An 18,988-nucleotide genomic window follows, 5' to 3' on the forward strand; every position below is an offset into this window, starting at 1 on the left:
CCTTACTGCTGGAGCCACATATGGAGATGAATCCCTACCGTCAGATCATGGAATTTTATCACGGCGCAAGCTTGCATGCATATAGAACTGAACTGCGTAAGTGGCATAATGCGTGTATGGCGAACGGACTTAAAATCAAAAAGGCAGGACCGCTGGTTTACCTTCACCAGCAACTTACTCAGCTGCTGCAGGCCTGTTACTTAATCACTACGCAGCAGCTCCCTTATGTTCCCGAAGTAAGTTACAGCGATAGCGAACCGACTTTTGGCGATTGGATTATGAGGGTGTGGGCGCGAAACATTAAGGAAAAAGATAAGGGATATAAAGAATACCAACTCCTGAGGCTTAAAAAGAAAGAAATGAAGAATCCTTTAAAAGCACTCACACCAATCGTTACTCTTGGGAATATTACCAAACTGAGGTATGGATTAACGGAATGGTTATATTTTGGTTTATTTAAAGACGATTGTCTGGCGATGATCGACAATAAATACGGGTTTCCTCTGCTGAAGGAACTTGAAAAAATCCTTGAACTTAGCTTTATCCTGGTTGTTCCTCAAGCGGTTCAAAACATGAAAAGAAAAAAGGAGGGCGAAAATGAGTAGTAACGTGGAGGAAAACCTTTCGACAATCAAAGCAGCCCCTGTCAAAGCGCTTACCGCCAGGCAGAAAGAAGCAGCTGTTAAAAAGTTTGTAATGCTTTTGGTAACGGTTATCCCGGTCTCCTGTATATTCAGATGCAGGCCAGCGGGACAGACCATACGCTTAATTGTGGTGTTGGATAAGTTCAAATATCAGGTGATAGATGAAACCAAACGGATTTTATCTTTTATCACCCTTGATCACCCTGAGGTAGAAATCCTTTATCAGACCTATGGATTGCTCAATGATCATTTAACCCGGGGACATGCATTTTTCTCCAGAGAATGTGGCAGTAGTCAATGCATTTACCTGAAAGCCGAAGCGCATCAACTACCGGAAACTTCGGAAGAGTTGATTGAAGAAGCAATGCTTAATACCGAGGCCTATCTGAATATGATTTTTGCCAGAATCAATGACTTCATGGAAACAGCGACGGAGCTCATTAAATCCAATAAACTGACGCTGGCTGCCTTTATGCTCCATCAAAGTTGTGAGCAACTGTACCGCTTAGTTGGTTTGGTATTCTGGGGCAAAGAAATCCGGAGCCACCAGTTGCCGGACCTGCGTAAAACGGTGAGTTTTTATTTTCCGGAGGTTCGACAAATTTTTCATGAGAAAGAAAGAAAGGAGCTCCAATACCTGGCGCTGCTGCAAAGTTCCTATCTGGGTTTTCGGTATGAAGATGATTTTAGTGTGGAGCTGAATGATGTGGTGTATATGAGGGATAAGTTAGTGGAATGGTTGGGTAGCAATCAGCTATTGAGCGTACAGGTAATTACAACTTCATAATAAAAAAACAGCCTTCTTGCCAGGTTTAAGGGGATTCTTGCGCCAAAAAGCGGGTTTAAATGGGTTTGGGCTGGGTTTTACTTGATTTTACCCAAACAAGACCCAAGGAATGTGCAAGGAATGTCCAAGGAAAATGCAAGTGAGTTATCTGCCGTGGTACTACGAACCTACTACTGTGGTCGAACGGAAGGTGAAAGTTAATTGAATCGAATAAACTAATTCATCGTTTGGACTTTTCAAACGTTTTTGGAACATTTTGTTTAGATCTCTGCAAGTTAATCCTATTTTTGAGGAAAATAAAATCATGGCCATTACTTACCGGGAAATACAAGAAAAAGATAATTTCAAGCTCGCAGAACTGATCAGGACTATTCTCCGGGAATTTAAGATCGACAAGCCGGGAACAGTTTATACCGACCCGACGACCGATCATTTATCAACCGTATTTGAAACCAGCGCCTCTGCATATTGGATCGCTGAAGAGGATGGGGAGATTATTGGAGGTTGTGGCATATATCCCACGGAAGGTTTGCCGGAAGGTTGTGTGGAGCTGGTAAAGCTCTATACCTCCGCACAGGCCAGGGGTAAAGGCGTGGGCAAAACCCTGATGCAAAAAAGCATCGAATCTGCCCAGCACTTTGGCTATAATGAAGTTTACCTGGAATCTTTCCCCGAACTTACTACGGCAATTTCCATGTATGAGAAAGCAGGTTTTAAAAGACTTTCGGCAGCACTAGGCAATTCAGGGCACTTTGCCTGTAATGTATGGATGCTGCTGGTGCTTTAGGAAGGGGGGAGTATCTAACCCTTATCCCCCAACTCTGTTTTCTTCTTCACCAGTTCCTGTTCTCCTGCTGCGGGCAGTTTTAATTTTCATAGTGCCGAATTTATAGCTCAGATTTACAGAGATTTTCCGGTTTTCCCATTCATTTTGCCAGTAAGTATTAATGTTATTGTAAGCCAGGTTAGCCCTGAACTTACCAGTAGCAAATACATCATTTAGTCGTACCGAAAGGGTTGCATTTTTTTTCCAGAAAGTTTTTTTGGCGCCCACACTTACAACGTAGTTTTCCAGGTTACGGTACAGGCCAGAAACTGAAGGTGCTTCATAATAACCATACAGTGTTAAGGAATAGTTTTTGGGCAAGGTAAAAGTATTGTCGCTGCTTACGCCCCAGCTCCATTTGGAAACATTATAACCTGAGCCCTGAACAGGGGAGGTAATTTTATTATAAGAGGCAGACAATTCTGTATTGTTGTTCCACCATTTAACCACATCAAACGGACTGCCCGTAGCAAAGTATAAACTCGTTTCCTTATTCAGGTTTTCAGGGCGACTGATACTTTCTTTGCTGGCATCGTTCTGATAAATGACATTAGATTGTGAGCCGTTTACCGTTGAATAGCTTACGGTTAAAACCCTGAAATTTTTCAGGTTGTAATTCATTTCAAAGTTATCTGCATAAGAAGGCTGTAAAAGTGGGTTGCCCTGAAGTGCCGTATATGGATCGGAATAAAAGGCAAATGGATTTAAACTGCTGTACGATGGGCGATTGATGCTTTTACGGTAGGATGCGGCAAGCTGATTGTCTTTGTTGATTTTATACAGTGCTGAAACATTGGGAAAAAGCTTCCAGTAGTTTCGCTTAATGCTGGTTTTGGAACCCGAAGAGAAGCCATTTCCCCTCGTTTGCTCTATACGGGCCCCAATTTTAAAATCAAACGTCTTAAAACTTTGATTAAGCGAAACGTAGCCTGCATTGATGTTTTCATTATAGCTGAATAGATTGGTTCTTCTCGGGTCATTAATCCACCCCGCAGTTTTCAGCGAATCAAACTGAACGTCGCTCATGGATTTTACCCAGCTGCTTTTTAAACCAGCTTCCAGCTTCAGGTTTTTTGTGAAGGGGTGGGTATAATCTAATTTCAGTGCATAGATAGAAACTTCACCCATGCCATTATCGCGAAGCTGAACAGGCGGGGCGGTTAAATTGCCATTTCCATCCAGATAGGTATTGGTAAAAGAAGAAACCCTGTCGTTCGTGTAGTTCACATAATCAGCGTCAAAACCAAGTTCTTTACCTGTGGTATCAATTTTGAAGCGGTAGTTGAAATTTAAGGCATGGTTGTCTGATCCGTTATCCTGAGGGTTAACCATGTTTACCTCACCCTGTTTAACGCCTTGGGCATTGTAATTTGGAGAATTGCTGTAAACGTTGGTTTTAACAGGGGAGCTGTAACCCTTAAACATTAAGCCGATGGTATGTCGCTCATTAATGAAATAATCTGCCCCTGCTGAATAGTTTAAGCTATTGGTAATGGGGTGCCAGAAATTCACCTGATTAAAAGTTTCATTTGCGATTGTCCGGTTCAAGGTTAAGCGGTTAAAAGAATTATAGTGACCTGCATTTAGCCGGACATAGCTGCTCAGCTTTCCAGCATTATGGTTCAGGTTGACCCCACCATAGATTTTTTCATATTTCCCATAACCGCCACCAAGGTTGGCGTTACCATTGGTACCTTCCATCTTATTTCTTTTCAGCTTAATGTTGATGAAACCGCCCGTTCCTGCAGCATCGAACGAGGCCGGTGGGTTTGAAATCAGTTCGATTTTACTAAGCACAGATCCGGGAAGCGACTTCAGGTAGGTAGTCAGTTCGGCGCCGCTCATGTAGCTTAACTTTCCATCAATCATTACATTAACGCCACTTTTTCCTTTCATAATGATATTCTCATCTTTATCAAGCCTAATTCCCGGCGCCCTGCTGATGACTTCCAGGGCATTGTCTCCGGCAGTATTCATTTGCTCCACGTTTACAATGGTACGGTCGGCCTTCTGATCGATTACCGGCATTTTTGAAACGATGTTCACTTCTTTCAGATTTGTAGATTGATCAGCCAGACTGATCGCAGGAACCTGAAAATTTTCTTTATTGATTTCGAAGGTAGCAGAACGGTTTTTCTGGTAACCAATCATCAAAGCCTTAATCAGATATTTTCCTGGTTTTACAGTACTGAATTCATAAACGCCGTCTTTGTTGGTCGACTGTAAGCCCATTGACACTGAATCGGGCAACCTGATTAGTGAAACCGAGGCGTAATCCAATGCCTTTTTATTTTGATCGGTGATTAATCCGTTTACCTTAAAGGTTTGAGCGCTTACCTGAAAATACATGAAGAAAAGTAAAAGCGTGCTGAATGTTTTAGAGAACATGTTCATATGGTTGTGTTTAATTGACGCTTCAAAAGTGCAAACGTTGCCTGTGCAGTAAAATAAAATGATACCAAGGCCTCAAAATATTATCCCAACCCAAAACATTATACTTTTATGGTTTGATCCCCCGAAACCGGGTGTTGGGATAATTTTTATTAGGTTTGGAATAAGAAGATTTATCCAGCCAAAAGCTTTATTTAGTTTTAAAACATGAAAAAAATTAAAACCATTCTGATACATATTGTTTGCTGGTTGCTGGTACTGGGCTACCTGTATGGGGGCGCACTCCTGAATGGCATTAGCTTTAACCGGGCGGCCTTTAACATATCCATGAACTTTACGCAATTAGTTCAGTTTTATATTTGTTATTTGTGGGTATACCCTAAATTTCTTAAACGGGATAAAGTGGTACAACTGGTTGCAGGAATCATATTCGCTATGGCAGCTTTTATAGCTATCAGGTACACCATTGAGGAAGTGCTGTATTTAAAATGGTTTAACATCCACAATTACAGCGATGATACTACCGCCTGGGCTTACATTTCAGATAATATTTACTGGAGTATTGCTTTTGTGGTTGTTCCTGCTGCGGTGTACGGTATAGATATGAGCTTTAAAACAGAACGCATGAACCTCAAACTCAAAGATGAAGTGGTAAAGGCCGAACTGATGTTTTTAAAGTCGCAGATTAATCCACACTTTTTGTATAACACGCTGAATTATGTGTACTCTCTGGCTATTCCGGTTTCCGACAAGCTGGCGAACGCGGTTTTGAAATTGTCGGATCTGATGCGTTATACGTTGCACGAAAGCCCGGATGGAAAGGTAAGCTTAGACAAAGAGGTGGAATACCTGGAAAGCTATATAGCTTTATTCAAGATGCGCTTTGAACCTCATTTTTTTGTCGACTTCCTTATTGAGGGGGTAACCGACCAAAAGGTTGCGGCTTTGATGCTGATTCCCTTTGTGGAAAATGCTTTTAAACATGGTGTGGTAAATGATGAAAAATCTCCTGTCCGTATTAAATTAAGGGTGGTAGGGAAACGCTTAAGTTTTGAAGTCAGCAATAAAATCAGCCGTGCACAAAAAGACCATTCCAGTGGGGTAGGTTTGGTTAACCTGCAGAGAAGGTTAAACTTGATTTATCCGGAGCAGCATGAGCTACTGGTTTCCAATAACGGCAATACCTACAAAACCACTTTAGTACTAAATATTTAAATTTACCCGCCTTAATTAAAATAAATATGATCCGTTGCTTAGCTGTTGATGATGAATCTTACGCCTCAGATATCATTGCTGCCTTTATCAATAAAACACCATTCCTGGAGCTCGTAGGCACCACCACAAATGCTTTCGAAGCATTAAATATGGTGCAGGAAGGGAAAGTAGATCTTGTTTTTCTGGATATACAGATGCCCGAACTAACAGGCATTCAGTTTCTGAAAATCTGTGGCGGCAAGTGTAAGGTCATTTTAACTACCGCTTATCCCGAATATGCCCTGGAGGGTTTTGAACTGGATGTGGTTGACTACCTACTCAAACCCATTTCTTATGAGCGTTTTTACAAGGCAGCGCTGAAAGCGCAACAAATTCTTTCTCCGCCACAGCATGAAGTAATTGTTGCGCCTGTTGCTTCTGCTACCAGCGACTTTATCTTTATTAAAGGGGAAACCAAAAATAAATTTATCAAAGTCAACTATGATGATATCCTGTACATTGAGGGCTTAAAGAATTATGTTTCTGTGTATACGGCGTCACAGCGGATTATTACTTATCAGTCTTTGCGCGAGCTGGAAAATGATTTGCCTAAACCTCCGTTTTACCGCGTACACAAATCTTACATCATCTCCCTGGATAAGATTAAAATGGTAGATGGCAACACGCTCTACATCGGCGACCAATCTATACCGGTTGGAGAGACGTACAAAGAAGAGTTTTTTAAAGTAATCAGGGAGCGCAAGTAGGAGAGATGCGAGACCTGATATGTGAGACATGAGATGTTAGATATGAGTCATGAGATAGATGGAATAATTTTTTATTTTTGTGCTCTAGAAAAATCGAACAAATTATGCAGGAAACAAATTCTTTAAATCAGGTTGCTGAATTTCATACTACTTTCAAACATCCTATTCTGGAATCGCCGGTTATTCCATCCAGACAACGTGCCAATTTAAGGATTGCCTTGCTAGCGGAAGAATTAAAAGAGTTGCAGGAAGCGGTTGAAAATGACGACCTGGTAGAAGTTGCAGATGCTTTATGTGATTTGCAATACGTACTTGCTGGTGCTATTCATGAGTTTGGCCTGGGTGAAAAGTTTAAAACTTTATTTGATGAGGTTCACCGCTCTAACATGAGTAAAGCCTGCAAAACTGTTGAGGAAGCGGAGCAAACGATTAAACATTATTTTGATAAAGACCAGACTGAATCTTATTACAAGGAAGTAGATGGGTTGTTTCTGGTTTTCAGAAAAGCAGATGATAAGACATTGAAGTCGGTTAATTATTCGCCGGCAGATTTGAAATCGCATTTGATTTAATAAGTTTCAAACAGGATATTTCATAAGCCAGCAGATTTGCTGGCTTTTTTTTTGTTTAGTTGTTTCCCGCAGATTACGCGAATTGACGCAGATTATTTTTTTGCTCATGAATTTAAGAGATCTGCGGGAATCAGCGAAATCTGCGGGAGAATATTTACCGAGATTAACGAATCTACCATCCCATATCTAACCTCTCCCATCTCAGCTACCGCCTCCGCTTCCATAACAGTGCATAACAGTACTCATTGCTTCATTTTATATTTTAGACCAACCAAATATCAAAACGAGAGCATGCAAGCAATTTTAGGCGTATTTTTCCATTTCATCGGCGGTTTCGCGTCGGGTAGTTTCTATATTCCATATAAAAAAGTTAAAGGTTGGGCCTGGGAAAGTTACTGGATTGTTGGGGGCATTTTCTCCTGGCTTATCGTTCCGCCTTTGGCCGCTTACTTAACGATTCCAAATTTTACTGATATTATCGCCTCTGCAGAAGGGAAAACCCTTGCGCTGGCCTATTTCTTTGGCGTGTTATGGGGTATTGGAGGATTAACCTACGGACTTGGTGTGCGTTACCTTGGTGTTTCACTGGGAAGCAGCATCATCCTGGGTTTGTGTATGGTGCTGGGCTCCATTCTGCCATCCATCTATTTTGATGTGTTTCCTCAGGCAGGTAAAGACACCTTTACTATGTTCTTGAACACCGATTGGGGCCGCATGGTGATGCTGGGCCTGTTGGTATGCGTACTGGGAATCGTCATCTGCGGAAGAGCAGGTATGCTGAAGGAGCGTGAAATCAAAGCAGATGTAACCGATCCGCATGGCCTTACGGTTAAAACCGAATATAAATTCGGACTGGGTTTATTCGTAGGGATTGTTTCAGGTGTGCTGAGTGCCTGTTTCAATTTTGGTATTGAGGCAGGTAAGCCAATGGCCGATGCCGCGAATGCGATCTGGAAAGCCGCAAACCCTTCCGAAACCGGAAATTTCCTTTTCTCCAATAACGTGACCTATGTGATTGTACTATGGGGCGGACTTACCACCAATTTTATCTGGTGCATGATCCTGAATGCTAGAAACAAGACATTTGGCGATTATACCAACAAAACAACGCCACTATTAAAAAATTATATATTCTCTGCGCTGGCAGGTACCACCTGGTTTCTGCAATTCTTTTTCTACGGAATGGGCGAAAGCAAAATGGGTAATGGTGCCAGCAGCTGGATATTACACATGGCTTTCATTATCCTCATTGCCAACGTATGGGGCCTGGTTTTGAAAGAATGGAAAGGTGTATCAAAGAAAACATTAATCACGGTAATCACAGGAATCATTACCATCATTATCTCGGTATTGATTGTGGGTTACGGTAATTCAATTAAAGGTTAAATCATAAAAAAAAAATAAACAGAATATAATGTCAATCGAAACAAAAAGTTATAAGCACGTAAGCTATTTGTGGAACGAAGAAGAAGCCGCAAAACTGGCTGGAGATGAAGTTGCATTGTTAATTTATCGCTCTAATTTATTGGGTGCAGATTTGCGCTTAACCAATTATGGCGGTGGAAATACATCATGTAAATTAACAGAGAAAGATCCGCTTACAGGTTTAGAAACCGAAGTAATGTGGGTAAAAGGTTCAGGTGGCGATTTAGGTACCTTAAAGAAAAGTGGCTTAGCTGCACTTTATGTAGATCGTTTGCGTAGTTTAAAAAATATTTACCGGGGTGTAGAGCATGAAGATGAAATGGTTGAATTGTTTAACCACTGCATTTACGATTTAAGCTCAAAGGCGCCATCAATCGATACACCGCTTCACGGCTTTTTGCCATTTGCACATATCGATCACCTGCATCCGGATGCAGCCATTGCAATTGCGGCGGCAAAAGACGGTAAAAAAATCACCCAGGAGCTTTTTGGAGGAACCATTGGCTGGGTAGAATGGAAAAAACCAGGCTTTGAACTGGGATTGCAATTGAAACAATGTCTGGATGAAAACCCGGGAATTCGTGGTATTATGCTGGGTTCTCATGGTTTATTTACCTGGGGCGATACGGCATACGAAAGTTACCTGAATACGCTGGAAGTTATCGAAATCTGTTCGGATTACCTGGAGCAAAACTATGGTAAAAAAGGACCTGTTTTCGGTGGTCAGAAAATCGAAAGCGCAGCAGCTGATCAACGTAAAAAACAAGCGGCTACATTAGCTCCGGTTTTGCGTGGTCTATGTTCATCAAAACAACACATGATTGGTCACTTTACTGATGATTCACGTGTATTGGAATTCATTAACTCCAATGATCTTGGCCGCTTGGCGCCAATGGGTACCAGTTGTCCCGATCACTTCCTGAGAACTAAAATCAGTCCGCTGGTACTGGATCTTAGTGCAGATGCAGATCTTTCGGATACCAAAGCAATAAAGGAAAAGTTATTGCCGGCTTTCGAGGCTTACCGTGCCATGTATACCGATTATTATGAAACCTGTAAACATCCGAATAGCCCTGCTATCCGCGATACCAATCCGGTAGTGATTTTATACCCTGGTATCGGAATGTTTACTTTCTCTAAAGATAAACAAACGGCAAGGGTTGCTGCAGAATTTTATATCAATGCCATCAATGTAATGAAAGGCGCTGAGGCGGTTTCTGAATATACTTCTTTGCCTCACCAGGAAGCTTTCAACATCGAATACTGGTTATTGGAGGAAGCGAAGTTACAGCGTATGCCAAAACCGAAACCCCTTACTGGTAAAATTGCTTTAATTACTGGAAGTGCTGGCGGAATAGGTAAAGCCATTGCAAAGAAGTTTGTAGCTGAAGGTGGTGTAGTGATTTTAAACGATATGAATGCGGAGCGCTTGGAAGAAGCTGGCGCGGAGTTCGCAAAACAATTCGGTAAAGATTCTTACAGTACAGCCATATTAAACGTAACTAGTCAGGAAGACATTGACGGCGCGTTCGATGCTGCGGCACTGGCCTTTGGCGGTGTTGATATTATTGTGAACAATGCCGGCTTGTCTATTTCCAAAACTATTGGCGACCATACAGAGAAAGACTGGGATTTGTTATATGATGTTTTAGTTAAAGGTCAGTTTTTTATCACTCAGGCTGCAACAAAAACGATGCAAAAACAGGATATTGGTGGAGATATCATTAATATTGTAAGTAAGAACTCGCTGGTAAGCGGACCAAATAATGCTGGCTATGGCAGCGCGAAAGCAGCACAGCTACACTTAAGCAGGTTAAATGCTGCGGAGCTTGGTGCAGACAATATCCGTGTAAACGTGGTAAACCCTGATGCAGTAATCAGCGATAGTAATATCTGGGCTGGCGGATGGGCAGAAGGCCGTGCAAAAGCTTATGGTATCACGGTTGCAGAATTGCCTGCTTATTACGCAAAACGTACTTTGTTGAATCAGATTATTTTACCAGATGACATTGCCAATGCATGTTTCGCTTTTGTAGGCGGCTTACTGCAGAAATCAACTGGAAACGTATTGAATGTTGATGGCGGAGTAGCCATGGCATTTGTACGATAAATTTAAATTAGTTTTAGTAAGTTGTTATCCTGGTCTGTGGTTCGCCACAGACTGGAAATGGCTTGTAATGTGCTTATTACCATATCAGTTTGATGGCACAGAATGGCGGCGTTATCGTCAGAAATTTTAACCTAAACAAAACCAAATATCCTCATGAATATCGAGCAGATCCAAATTGAAAAACATAACGACTCTTTAGTAAGTTCACATCAGCGCAAATTAAATTTTTTAAAAGAAGACTGGTCGCACGTTGATCTGGAAAGCGTAATCCAAAAACTGGTTGATTTTCAAATTGCTATTCCTTCCTGGGCACTAGGTACCGGAGGTACACGTTTCGGACGTTTTGCAATTACAGGTGGCGAACCGCGTACCATTGAAGAGAAAATTGAAGATGTTGGTTTATTACACGCCCTTAACGGCGCAAGTGGTGCGATATCGCTTCACATTCCGTGGGATATCCCACAAAATGCAACAAGCTTAAAAAGTCTGGCCTCGAGTTATGGTTTGAAATTCGATGCCATGAATTCAAATACTTTTCAGGACCAGGCTGGTTCAGCGCACAGCTATAAATTCGGTTCATTACAGAATGTAAACAAAGCTGTACGTGAACAAGCTATTGAGCACAATATCGAAGTGATTAAACACGGTATAGATTTAGGTTCTGATGCCTTAACCGTATGGCTGGCAGATGGATCTTGTTTCCCTGGTCAGCTGAATTTCCGCAAGGCTTTTGAAAATACATTAGAAAGTTTACACGAGATTTATGCAGCTCTTCCTGAGCACTGGAAGATTTTTGTTGAGTACAAAGCCTTTGAACCCAACTTTTATTCCACTACAGTTGGTGATTGGGGGCAATCTTTACTATACGCAAGCAAGCTGGGTAAAAAAGCTTATACGCTGGTTGATTTAGGTCACCATTTACCAAACGCCAACATTGAACAAATTGTGGCCTTGTTGCTAATGGAAGGAAAACTTGGTGGTTTCCACTTTAATGATTCTAAATATGGTGATGACGATTTAACGGCCGGAAGCATTAAACCTTACCAGTTGTTTCTCATCTTTAACGAGCTGGTTGAAGGGATGGATGCAAAAGGAATGAACCATGCGAAAGATTTAGGATGGATGATTGATGCATCACACAATGTGAAAGATCCTCTTGAAGATTTATTACAATCTGTAGAAGCCATCATGATTGCCTATGCACAGGCTTTACTGGTAGACCGTAAAGCTTTAAATGAAGCGCAGGACAATAACGATGTAGCTAAGGCACAGGAAATTTTACAACATACTTTCCGCAGCGATTTAAGGGCATTGGTTGCCGAAGCACGTTTAAGAGCTGGTGCGGCATTGTCGCCAATTACTTTATACCGTGATTTATCGGTAAGAAAAAATTTAGTTGATCAACGCGGAAATACTGTTGCTACAGGTTTATAATCGAAGAGGAAAGAAAAATGCCAAAGCCTGTTATTGCGATATTTGACGTTGGGAAAACGAACAAAAAACTATTTCTCATTGATGAAAATTATCAGATCGTCTTCGAAAGGTCTGCCCGTTTTGTTGAAACTGTAGATGAAGACGGGGAACCCTGTGAAAATCTGGAAAGCCTTAAATCTTCTGTTTATGATTCATTGAATCAGGTTTTACAGATGAAAGAATTCGATATCAAAGCGGTTAACTTTTCTACCTATGGGGCCAGCTTTGTTTATCTCGATGAAAATGGAGAACCTTTAACACCGCTTTACAATTACCTGAAAGAGTACCCTGAAGACCTGAAAAAGGAATTCTATGCAAAATATGGTGGCGAGGAGAAGATTTCATTAGAAACGGCCTCGCCTATATTAGGCAGCTTGAACTCGGGTATGCAGATTTACCGTTTAAAACATGAACAGCCTGATATTTTTGGAAAGGTAAAATGGGCGCTGCACCTCCCGCAGTATTTAAGCTATTTAATTACCGGTAAGGCTGTAGCCGATATCACCAGTATAGGCTGCCATACCCAGCTTTGGGATTTTAATAAAAGTGCCTATCACCAGTGGGTAAGTGCTGAACAGATTGAAGAGAAATTCGGGATGTTTACACCGGCGGATTCAACCGCCAAAACCAGTTTTGAAGGTGTCAGCTTCAATGTCGGTGTAGGATTGCACGACAGCTCTGCTGCCCTGATTCCTTACCTGGCCAATTTTAATACCCCTTTTGTATTAATCTCTACAGGCACCTGGTGTATCAGTTTAAACCCCTTTAATCAAAATCCGTTAAGCAGGGAAGAGCTTGAACAAGATTGTTTGTGTTATATGCACTTTCAGGGCAAACCCATTAAAGCTTCCCGTATTTTTGCAGGCTATGAACATGAGGTACAGCTGAAGCGCATTGCAGAGCATTTTAACCGTGCAGCTTATTTGTTTAAGCACCTGAAGTTTAATCCTGGCTTGATTTTAAAGCTGGCCAACAAGATTCCTGAAAACCAGCAGCCACAACATGAGTTTTCAGCTACATCTGCTTTTGGCGACAGAGACCTGAATCTTTTCCAGACTGCTGAAGAGGCCTACCATCAGCTGATATTCGATCTGGTAAAACAACAGATCTATTCTTTAAAACTCGTGCTGAATGAGGGGGTACGTAGGGTGTTTGTTGATGGAGGTTTTGGTAAAAATGCGATTTACATGCACCTGCTGGCTACTTCCATTCCCGATGTCGAGGTGTATGCTTCTTCGGTTTCACAGGCAACTGCCATTGGCACGGCGCTGGCGATTAATGATGCATGGAACTCAAACCCCGCACCAACGGATATGATTAACCTGAAATATTATTCTGCCATAGAACGAACTGTAAATTTCTAATTAGCCTTAAAGGATTATTGCTATATTCGAAAAAGCGATATTGATTTGAAACCCGACGACTTAATTTCCTGCATCCAGATCGATGAATATTCATCGACGCCAAAATATAAGCAGCTTACCAACGCCATTCTGGGCGCTATTGAAAGCGGCAAGTTGAAACAGGGCAGTTTGTTGCCGTCAATTAATGAGCTGAGCTTTAGTTTGGAAATGTCGAGAGATACCGCGGAAAAAGGCTATAGGAACCTGAGGAAAATCGGCGTGGTAGATTCTGTTCCCGGGAAAGGTTACTTCATTGTCAATACCGATTTCTCCAGAAAATTAAAGGTGTGCCTTCTTTTTAATAAACTCAGCACCCACAAGAAAATTATTTATGATGCCTTCACCAAGTCGATTGGCGAACGCGCAGCGATAGATTTCTACATCTACAACAACGATTACGTGCTTTTTAAAAAGATGATCACCACCAAGCTGGAAGAGTATACCCACTTTGTGATCATTCCCCACTTTCTGGAGGGGGGTGAAAATGCACATGAAATCATCAATACCATACCGAAAGAAAAGCTGGTGATGCTGGATAAAATTTTACCGGGCATAACCGGTGATTTTGCTGCAGCCTATGAAAACTTTGCCCAGGATATTTACGCTGCACTGGAGCAGGCCCTGGAACGTTTATCAAATTATAATACCCTTAAAATCATTTTCCCTAAAAACAGTTATTTCCCCCATGAGATATTAACTGGTTTTTATCGTTTTTGCCAGCAATATGCTTTTAATCACAAGGTAATTCACAATATAAAAGAGGAAGAGATAAGTGTTGGAGAAGTTTACATCAATTTAATGGAGGATGACCTGGTTACCCTGATTGAGCGGTTAATTGTTCAGAAGCTTACTATAGGTAAGGATGTTGGTGTAATTTCCTATAATGAAACCCCGCTCAAGAGAATTATCCTGGATGGCATTACCACCATTTCTACAGATTTCACCGCGCTTGGATCGCAGGCGGCTGAATTTGTGTTAAGCGGTAAAACAGGAAAAATAGAAGTGCCGTTTTACTTGAATTTGAGGAAGTCTTTGTAGCCTGCAGATTTCACAAATCTATGCAGATTGTTTTTCCCACAGATTTCGCAGATGACGCAGATTTATTTAATCGATTGCCTTGTACCTGATGCCCGCTACTTAAACCCACCCGAATCATACTTGATACGCATTACTTGATACTCACTACTAAAACCTTATTTTTACGGAAAATTCAATGAAGTGAGGGAAGAGCTAGCAGATCACCAACCGGAAATAAATCCTTATGATTATGTTTTGAGGGATTTTAACCTGAAGGACCTCAATGTTATTGTTATTCTCAAACATTTAAACCAGCACATCGACACTGCCTCGAAGGGATTTTATCAGTTACATCCTGAGCAAATCGAAGTTGATTTTGCCGCTTTCACTTACCATCACGATACGGAATGGTTTCCTGTTGTGCAGGTGCAGCAGCATGATAACCAGGTTCGTTTAGTATGCAGGTGTAATACCCCAAAAACAAAGCTTTGTGCCCACCAGGCAAGGGTTTTATATAATATTCTGCAGCGTCAGGAACTTTTAATTTTCTTTGATGAAAATCTGCGCAGGCAAAAATTACTGAAAATTGCATTTGATTACGGACTGGAACAGGAGCAGGACCTGGACTCATTTTTCAATTTAACTATGGCTGAGAATGAGCTTGTCATAAAGCCGAAGTTAAGCCAGTTACAGCCTTTTAATAAAGAAGCCCGGCAGCATCTGGAAGATGTGCTGTTACCTAAAGCAAAAGTGAAGGTTGATAGCAGCGGGCAGAAAGAAAATTTGATTGTGGTATTGGGCCAGCACCGTTATTACAGCCACCTTACTTTATCCCTCTTTCATGCCGCTACAACTAAAAGCGGAAAGGTCAAAAACCCGTTGAAGGAAGTTATTCCGTCCGATTTACTTTTCAAAACTGCTGATGTGGACGAGATTAAATTTTATGGCGGTATCAATACCTTTCAGCAGAACTACAACAACGACCAGGCTGAGCTGGAAATTGAAGCTTTAAAGGCTGTGGTTAAAAATCCTTTAAATCTTGCCTTCTACCTTCAGGATCAAAAGCAATCTGCGGGTATTCAGGCTACGACCATCCATCCGGTAGAGGTAAGTTTTCTCAGGATTGATTTACGCCTTTCAGTGAATCAGAAAGATGACTTTTATGAAATTACCGGCCGACTGGTTATCGACGGGAAAAGCTATGAACTTGATCAGCTTGTTTTAATTCACCGGTATTTCATTAAACTTAAGAATCAGTTGTTTCTGATTTCCAGACTGGATATGCTTCAGGTGATTGGTTTTTTTCAAAAGCAGAGCAACCGGTTAATCTTACACCGTTCCAAATATGTAGAATTTCAGAAGTTAATACTGATCCAACTGGAAGGAAATATTCAGGTTGATTATTCCTACCTGAAGCCTGCAAGCAAAAGCCAGATACAGGAAAAAGGCTTCGATCTGGAAAATGAACAGCTCATTTACCTTTCAGAATCTGAAGACTTTATACTCATCACTCCGGTGATGCGCTATGGCGATCAGGAGATACCGGTTTTATCGAAAAGAAAAATCCAGGCACAGGATAAGCTTGGAAATGTATTTACCGTTTACCGTGATGAAGAAGCCGAATTACAATTCATAGGGCGGATTATTAAACAGCATCCTTTCTTTTATGAACAGGATGCCAACGATTCTTTTTACCTGCACCGAAAGAGGTTTTTAGAGGAAGCCTGGTTTCTAGAGGCATTTGAAAACTGGCGCAACTATGGTTACCATATCCTGGGATTCAATACTTTAAAGCAAAACAAACTGAGCGGTTATAAGCCGGAAATTAATATTGAAGTATTAAGTGGTACCGATTGGTTTGAAACCAAAGTAAAACTAAAATTCGGCAAGCAGCAGGTGGCATTGAAACACCTGCATAAATCGATCAGAAACAAAAGCAGGTTTGTAACTCTTGATGATGGCACGCAGGGCATTTTGCCCGAAACCTGGCTGCAGAAATTTACGGAATATTTTAATGCCGGCGAGGTAACAGATGAATCAATTCTAACACCCAAAATCAAATTTGCGACTTTAAATGATCTTTATGAAGATGCTTTATTGGATGGCGAGGTAAAAAACGAGCTCCAAAACTATAAACGGAAATTCGAAGGCACCACCCAGATCAGCGAGGTGGCCATACCCGAAGGATTGAACGCTACACTGCGCCATTATCAACAGGTTGGATTAAACTGGTTGAATTTTCTGGATGACTTTAATTTTGGTGCCTGCCTGGCCGATGACATGGGCCTGGGGAAAACCATTCAGGTCATCGCCTTCTTTCTGTCGCAGCGGAAAAAGGTTCAGCATAATACGAATTTGGTCGTGGTTCCTGCATCGTTAATTTTCAACTGGCAAACAGAAATAGCCAGGTTTGCGCCCTCGCTAAAATTAATGGTAATTTACGGCAACAGCCGGATAAAAACAACTGATCATTTCGATGATTATGAAGTGGTTTTGACTTCTTATGGAACATTGGTGTCCGACGTCAGGTTCCTGAAGGACTACCGTTTCAACTACATCTGCCTGGATGAGTCTCAAAACATCAAAAATCCTGATTCACAGCGCTACAAAGCCCTGCGGATGTTGAAATCGAGGAATAAGATTGTGATGACCGGTACGCCCATTGAGAACAGCACATTTGATTTGTATGGACAGCTTTCTTTCGCCTGCCCCGGTTTATTTGGAAGCAAACAGCAGTTCGCCGATTTATATTCGACCCCAATAGACCAGTTTAAAGATAAAAGACGCGCAGAAGAACTGCAAAGAAAGATAAAGCCCTTCATTTTACGACGAACGAAGGAACAGGTGGCGGAAGAGCTTCCGGATAAAACAGAAATTGTACTGTATTGTGAAATGGGAGAGGAGCAGCGTGAGGTATATGAGGCAAATAAAAAAGAGATTCAGGATTTTATCCTGAAGAAGACGGAAGATGAACTTCCCAAAAGCGCCATGCACGTGCTCAAAAGCATTACACAATTGAGACAGCTTTGCAATTCTGCAGCTCTGCTCGCCGACGGAAAGAGCTATCTCCAGACTTCTTCCAAGATTGAAGTGCTGATGGAGCAGATTGAAAGTAAAGCAGGCAGACATAAGATACTGGTATTCTCACAGTTTGTTAGCATGCTCGACCTTATCAAAAAGCGACTGGAACTTGCAGGACTTCGTTATGCCTACCTGACAGGCCAAACCAGAAACAGGGAGGAGGTTGTTAACTCATTTCAGGAAGATGAATCAGTTTCGGTTTTTCTGATCAGTTTAAAAGCTGGTGGTACCGGTTTAAATTTAACAGCCGCTGATTATGTGTATCTGGTTGATCCGTGGTGGAACCCTGCTGTGGAAAATCAGGCTATCGACAGGGCTTACCGGATTGGTCAGCGTAATCATGTAATGGCTGTAAGGTTAATCTGTCCGGATACAATTGAGGAGAAGATCATGAAACTGCAGGCCACCAAAAAAGACCTGGTTCGTAACCTGATACAGACGGATGGTGAATGGATTAAAAAGCTGAATAAAGCCGAGCTGCTTGGTTTACTGAGCTAAGCAACGGAGATATCGGTTTGAAACTGGTAATCCAGATATTGTGGAACATTTAAACTCTCCACCAGTTTCCACTCCTTTTTTTCCTGAATGAATTCGGGTATGGCCAGCCCCGCTTTCTGTGCGGCATGGGTATAGAAATCAGTTCTGCTCGGGTGTGCAGGAGCGCATGCATTATAAATCTTTCCAAATGCCTGGGTTTGCAGAAGCTTTACCGCAATTCCTACGGCATCAGTCTGGTGAATCAGGTTCACAGGAGCCAAACCATTGGGGATATCGCTTTTGCCGGCAAAAAATCTTCCCGCATTTCGGTTAGGGCCAATCAATCCCGAAAAGCGGATTACTGTAGAATGATCCGGACGCTTTTCATTTAAAATTTGTTCAGCAGCCAACACCATCTTTCCAGAATCAGTATCAGGCGTGGTTTCACTCAATTCATTTACCGTCCGGTTCTCATCTCCATAAACGCTGGTAGAACTGATGAGAACGACTTGTGTTGCCGGTTGGTTAATGCCCTTTAATATGGCTGCAATTTTATCAGGATAATCGGCAAGTTCGGGTGAATTTCGTTTAGGTGGGATACAGATAAACAAAACATCACTATTGAAAAATGCAGGATCAGCATCAATTTGATCTGCTGTAAAGTTAATCAGAAAGGCTTCGATCTTTTCTTCTTCGAGTGTGCTGAGCTTTTCGGGTGTTGTGGTAGATCCTTTTACATGATAGCCCAGCATGATCAGTTCTTTAGCCAGTGCTAAACCATACCAGCCACAGCCTAAAATAGAAATGTTTTTTATACTCAT

The 18,988-nt window shown here is 41.7% G+C and carries 14 protein-coding genes; 12 read left to right on the forward strand and 2 right to left on the reverse strand.

The genetic code is table 11. The features are described 5' to 3' along the window. The first annotated feature begins 47 nt into the window (after positions 1-47). The 3 genes from R2Q80_RS01720 (at position 48) to R2Q80_RS01730 (ending at position 2,218) form a co-directional block, all read left to right on the forward strand. Positions 48-605, forward strand: coding sequence for a hypothetical protein (locus tag R2Q80_RS01720; RefSeq protein WP_316797934.1), 558 nt, complete (start codon positions 48-50; stop codon positions 603-605). Then, on the forward strand, positions 598-1,431 hold the full coding sequence (locus R2Q80_RS01725; RefSeq protein ID WP_316797935.1) for a hypothetical protein: 834 nt from the start codon (positions 598-600) through the stop codon (positions 1,429-1,431). The genes R2Q80_RS01720 and R2Q80_RS01725 overlap by 8 nt, the downstream gene beginning before the upstream one ends. A gap of 304 nt (positions 1,432-1,735) precedes the next feature. After that, the gene (locus R2Q80_RS01730; RefSeq protein ID WP_316797936.1) at positions 1,736-2,218 is read left to right on the forward strand and encodes a GNAT family N-acetyltransferase; all 483 of its coding nucleotides are present in this window, start codon (positions 1,736-1,738) and stop codon (positions 2,216-2,218) included. A gap of 21 nt (positions 2,219-2,239) precedes the next feature. Here R2Q80_RS01730 and R2Q80_RS01735 read toward each other — a convergent pair whose 3' ends face one another. Next, a complete protein-coding gene (locus tag R2Q80_RS01735; RefSeq protein WP_316797937.1) occupies positions 2,240-4,645 on the reverse strand; it encodes an outer membrane beta-barrel family protein in 2,406 nt (801 codons plus the stop codon). A 210-nt stretch (positions 4,646-4,855) separates the two neighbouring features. Between R2Q80_RS01735 and R2Q80_RS01740 the strand changes: the two genes are divergently transcribed. From R2Q80_RS01740 to R2Q80_RS01780, 9 genes are all read left to right on the forward strand, one after another. Beyond that, positions 4,856-5,863 carry a sensor histidine kinase gene (locus R2Q80_RS01740; protein WP_316797938.1) on the forward strand — a complete coding sequence of 336 codons (1,008 nt, stop codon included), beginning with the start codon at positions 4,856-4,858 and terminating at the stop codon, positions 5,861-5,863. A gap of 26 nt (positions 5,864-5,889) precedes the next feature. Beyond that, a complete protein-coding gene (locus R2Q80_RS01745) occupies positions 5,890-6,609 on the forward strand; it encodes a LytTR family DNA-binding domain-containing protein (protein ID WP_316797939.1) in 720 nt (239 codons plus the stop codon). A 104-nt stretch (positions 6,610-6,713) separates the two neighbouring features. Beyond that, complete coding sequence (locus tag R2Q80_RS01750; protein ID WP_316797940.1) at positions 6,714-7,181, forward strand: nucleoside triphosphate pyrophosphohydrolase family protein; 468 nt, start codon at positions 6,714-6,716, stop codon at positions 7,179-7,181. A 291-nt stretch (positions 7,182-7,472) separates the two neighbouring features. Then, positions 7,473-8,567, forward strand: coding sequence for an L-rhamnose/proton symporter RhaT (rhaT, locus tag R2Q80_RS01755; RefSeq protein WP_316797941.1), 1,095 nt, complete (start codon positions 7,473-7,475; stop codon positions 8,565-8,567). A gap of 28 nt (positions 8,568-8,595) precedes the next feature. Beyond that, positions 8,596-10,716, forward strand: a complete 2,121-nt coding sequence (locus tag R2Q80_RS01760) for a bifunctional aldolase/short-chain dehydrogenase (RefSeq protein ID WP_316797942.1) — start codon at positions 8,596-8,598, stop codon at positions 10,714-10,716. 153 nt (positions 10,717-10,869) lie between these two features. Further along, the gene (locus tag R2Q80_RS01765) at positions 10,870-12,150 is read left to right on the forward strand and encodes a TIM barrel protein (protein WP_316797943.1); all 1,281 of its coding nucleotides are present in this window, start codon (positions 10,870-10,872) and stop codon (positions 12,148-12,150) included. Between the two features lie 17 nt (positions 12,151-12,167). Continuing rightward, the gene (locus tag R2Q80_RS01770; RefSeq protein ID WP_316797944.1) at positions 12,168-13,553 is read left to right on the forward strand and encodes an FGGY-family carbohydrate kinase; all 1,386 of its coding nucleotides are present in this window, start codon (positions 12,168-12,170) and stop codon (positions 13,551-13,553) included. Positions 13,554-13,598: 45 nt separating this feature from the next. Next, positions 13,599-14,630, forward strand: coding sequence for a GntR family transcriptional regulator (locus tag R2Q80_RS01775; protein WP_316797945.1), 1,032 nt, complete (start codon positions 13,599-13,601; stop codon positions 14,628-14,630). Between the two features lie 180 nt (positions 14,631-14,810). Next, positions 14,811-18,188: a DEAD/DEAH box helicase gene (locus tag R2Q80_RS01780; protein ID WP_316797946.1), complete on the forward strand. Its 3,378-nt coding sequence runs from the start codon at positions 14,811-14,813 to the stop codon at positions 18,186-18,188. On the opposite strand, the gene R2Q80_RS01785 is transcribed toward R2Q80_RS01780, so the two are convergent. After that, a complete protein-coding gene (locus R2Q80_RS01785) occupies positions 18,185-18,988 on the reverse strand; it encodes an SDR family oxidoreductase (protein WP_316797947.1) in 804 nt (267 codons plus the stop codon). The two genes, R2Q80_RS01780 and R2Q80_RS01785, sit on opposite strands and share 4 nt — an antisense overlap.

The organism is Pedobacter frigidisoli, from assembly GCF_032678525.1.
GTDB lineage: Bacteria > Bacteroidota > Bacteroidia > Sphingobacteriales > Sphingobacteriaceae > Pedobacter > Pedobacter frigidisoli_A.

Coding starts and splice junctions, on each gene's coding strand:
- R2Q80_RS01750 (WP_316797940.1), top strand. CDS start 6,714: ATGCAGGAAACAAATTCTTTAAATCAGGTTGCTGAATTTCATACTACT.
- R2Q80_RS01745 (WP_316797939.1), top strand. CDS start 5,890: ATGATCCGTTGCTTAGCTGTTGATGATGAATCTTACGCCTCAGATATC.
- R2Q80_RS01730 (WP_316797936.1), top strand. CDS start 1,736: ATGGCCATTACTTACCGGGAAATACAAGAAAAAGATAATTTCAAGCTC.
- R2Q80_RS01740 (WP_316797938.1), top strand. CDS start 4,856: ATGAAAAAAATTAAAACCATTCTGATACATATTGTTTGCTGGTTGCTG.
- R2Q80_RS01735 (WP_316797937.1), bottom strand. CDS start 4,645: ATGTTCTCTAAAACATTCAGCACGCTTTTACTTTTCTTCATGTATTTT.
- rhaT (WP_316797941.1), top strand. CDS start 7,473: ATGCAAGCAATTTTAGGCGTATTTTTCCATTTCATCGGCGGTTTCGCG.
- R2Q80_RS01770 (WP_316797944.1), top strand. CDS start 12,168: ATGCCAAAGCCTGTTATTGCGATATTTGACGTTGGGAAAACGAACAAA.
- R2Q80_RS01760 (WP_316797942.1), top strand. CDS start 8,596: ATGTCAATCGAAACAAAAAGTTATAAGCACGTAAGCTATTTGTGGAAC.
- R2Q80_RS01785 (WP_316797947.1), bottom strand. CDS start 18,988: ATGAGTATAAAAAACATTTCTATTTTAGGCTGTGGCTGGTATGGTTTA.
- R2Q80_RS01725 (WP_316797935.1), top strand. CDS start 598: ATGAGTAGTAACGTGGAGGAAAACCTTTCGACAATCAAAGCAGCCCCT.
- R2Q80_RS01765 (WP_316797943.1), top strand. CDS start 10,870: ATGAATATCGAGCAGATCCAAATTGAAAAACATAACGACTCTTTAGTA.
- R2Q80_RS01720 (WP_316797934.1), top strand. CDS start 48: ATGGAATTTTATCACGGCGCAAGCTTGCATGCATATAGAACTGAACTG.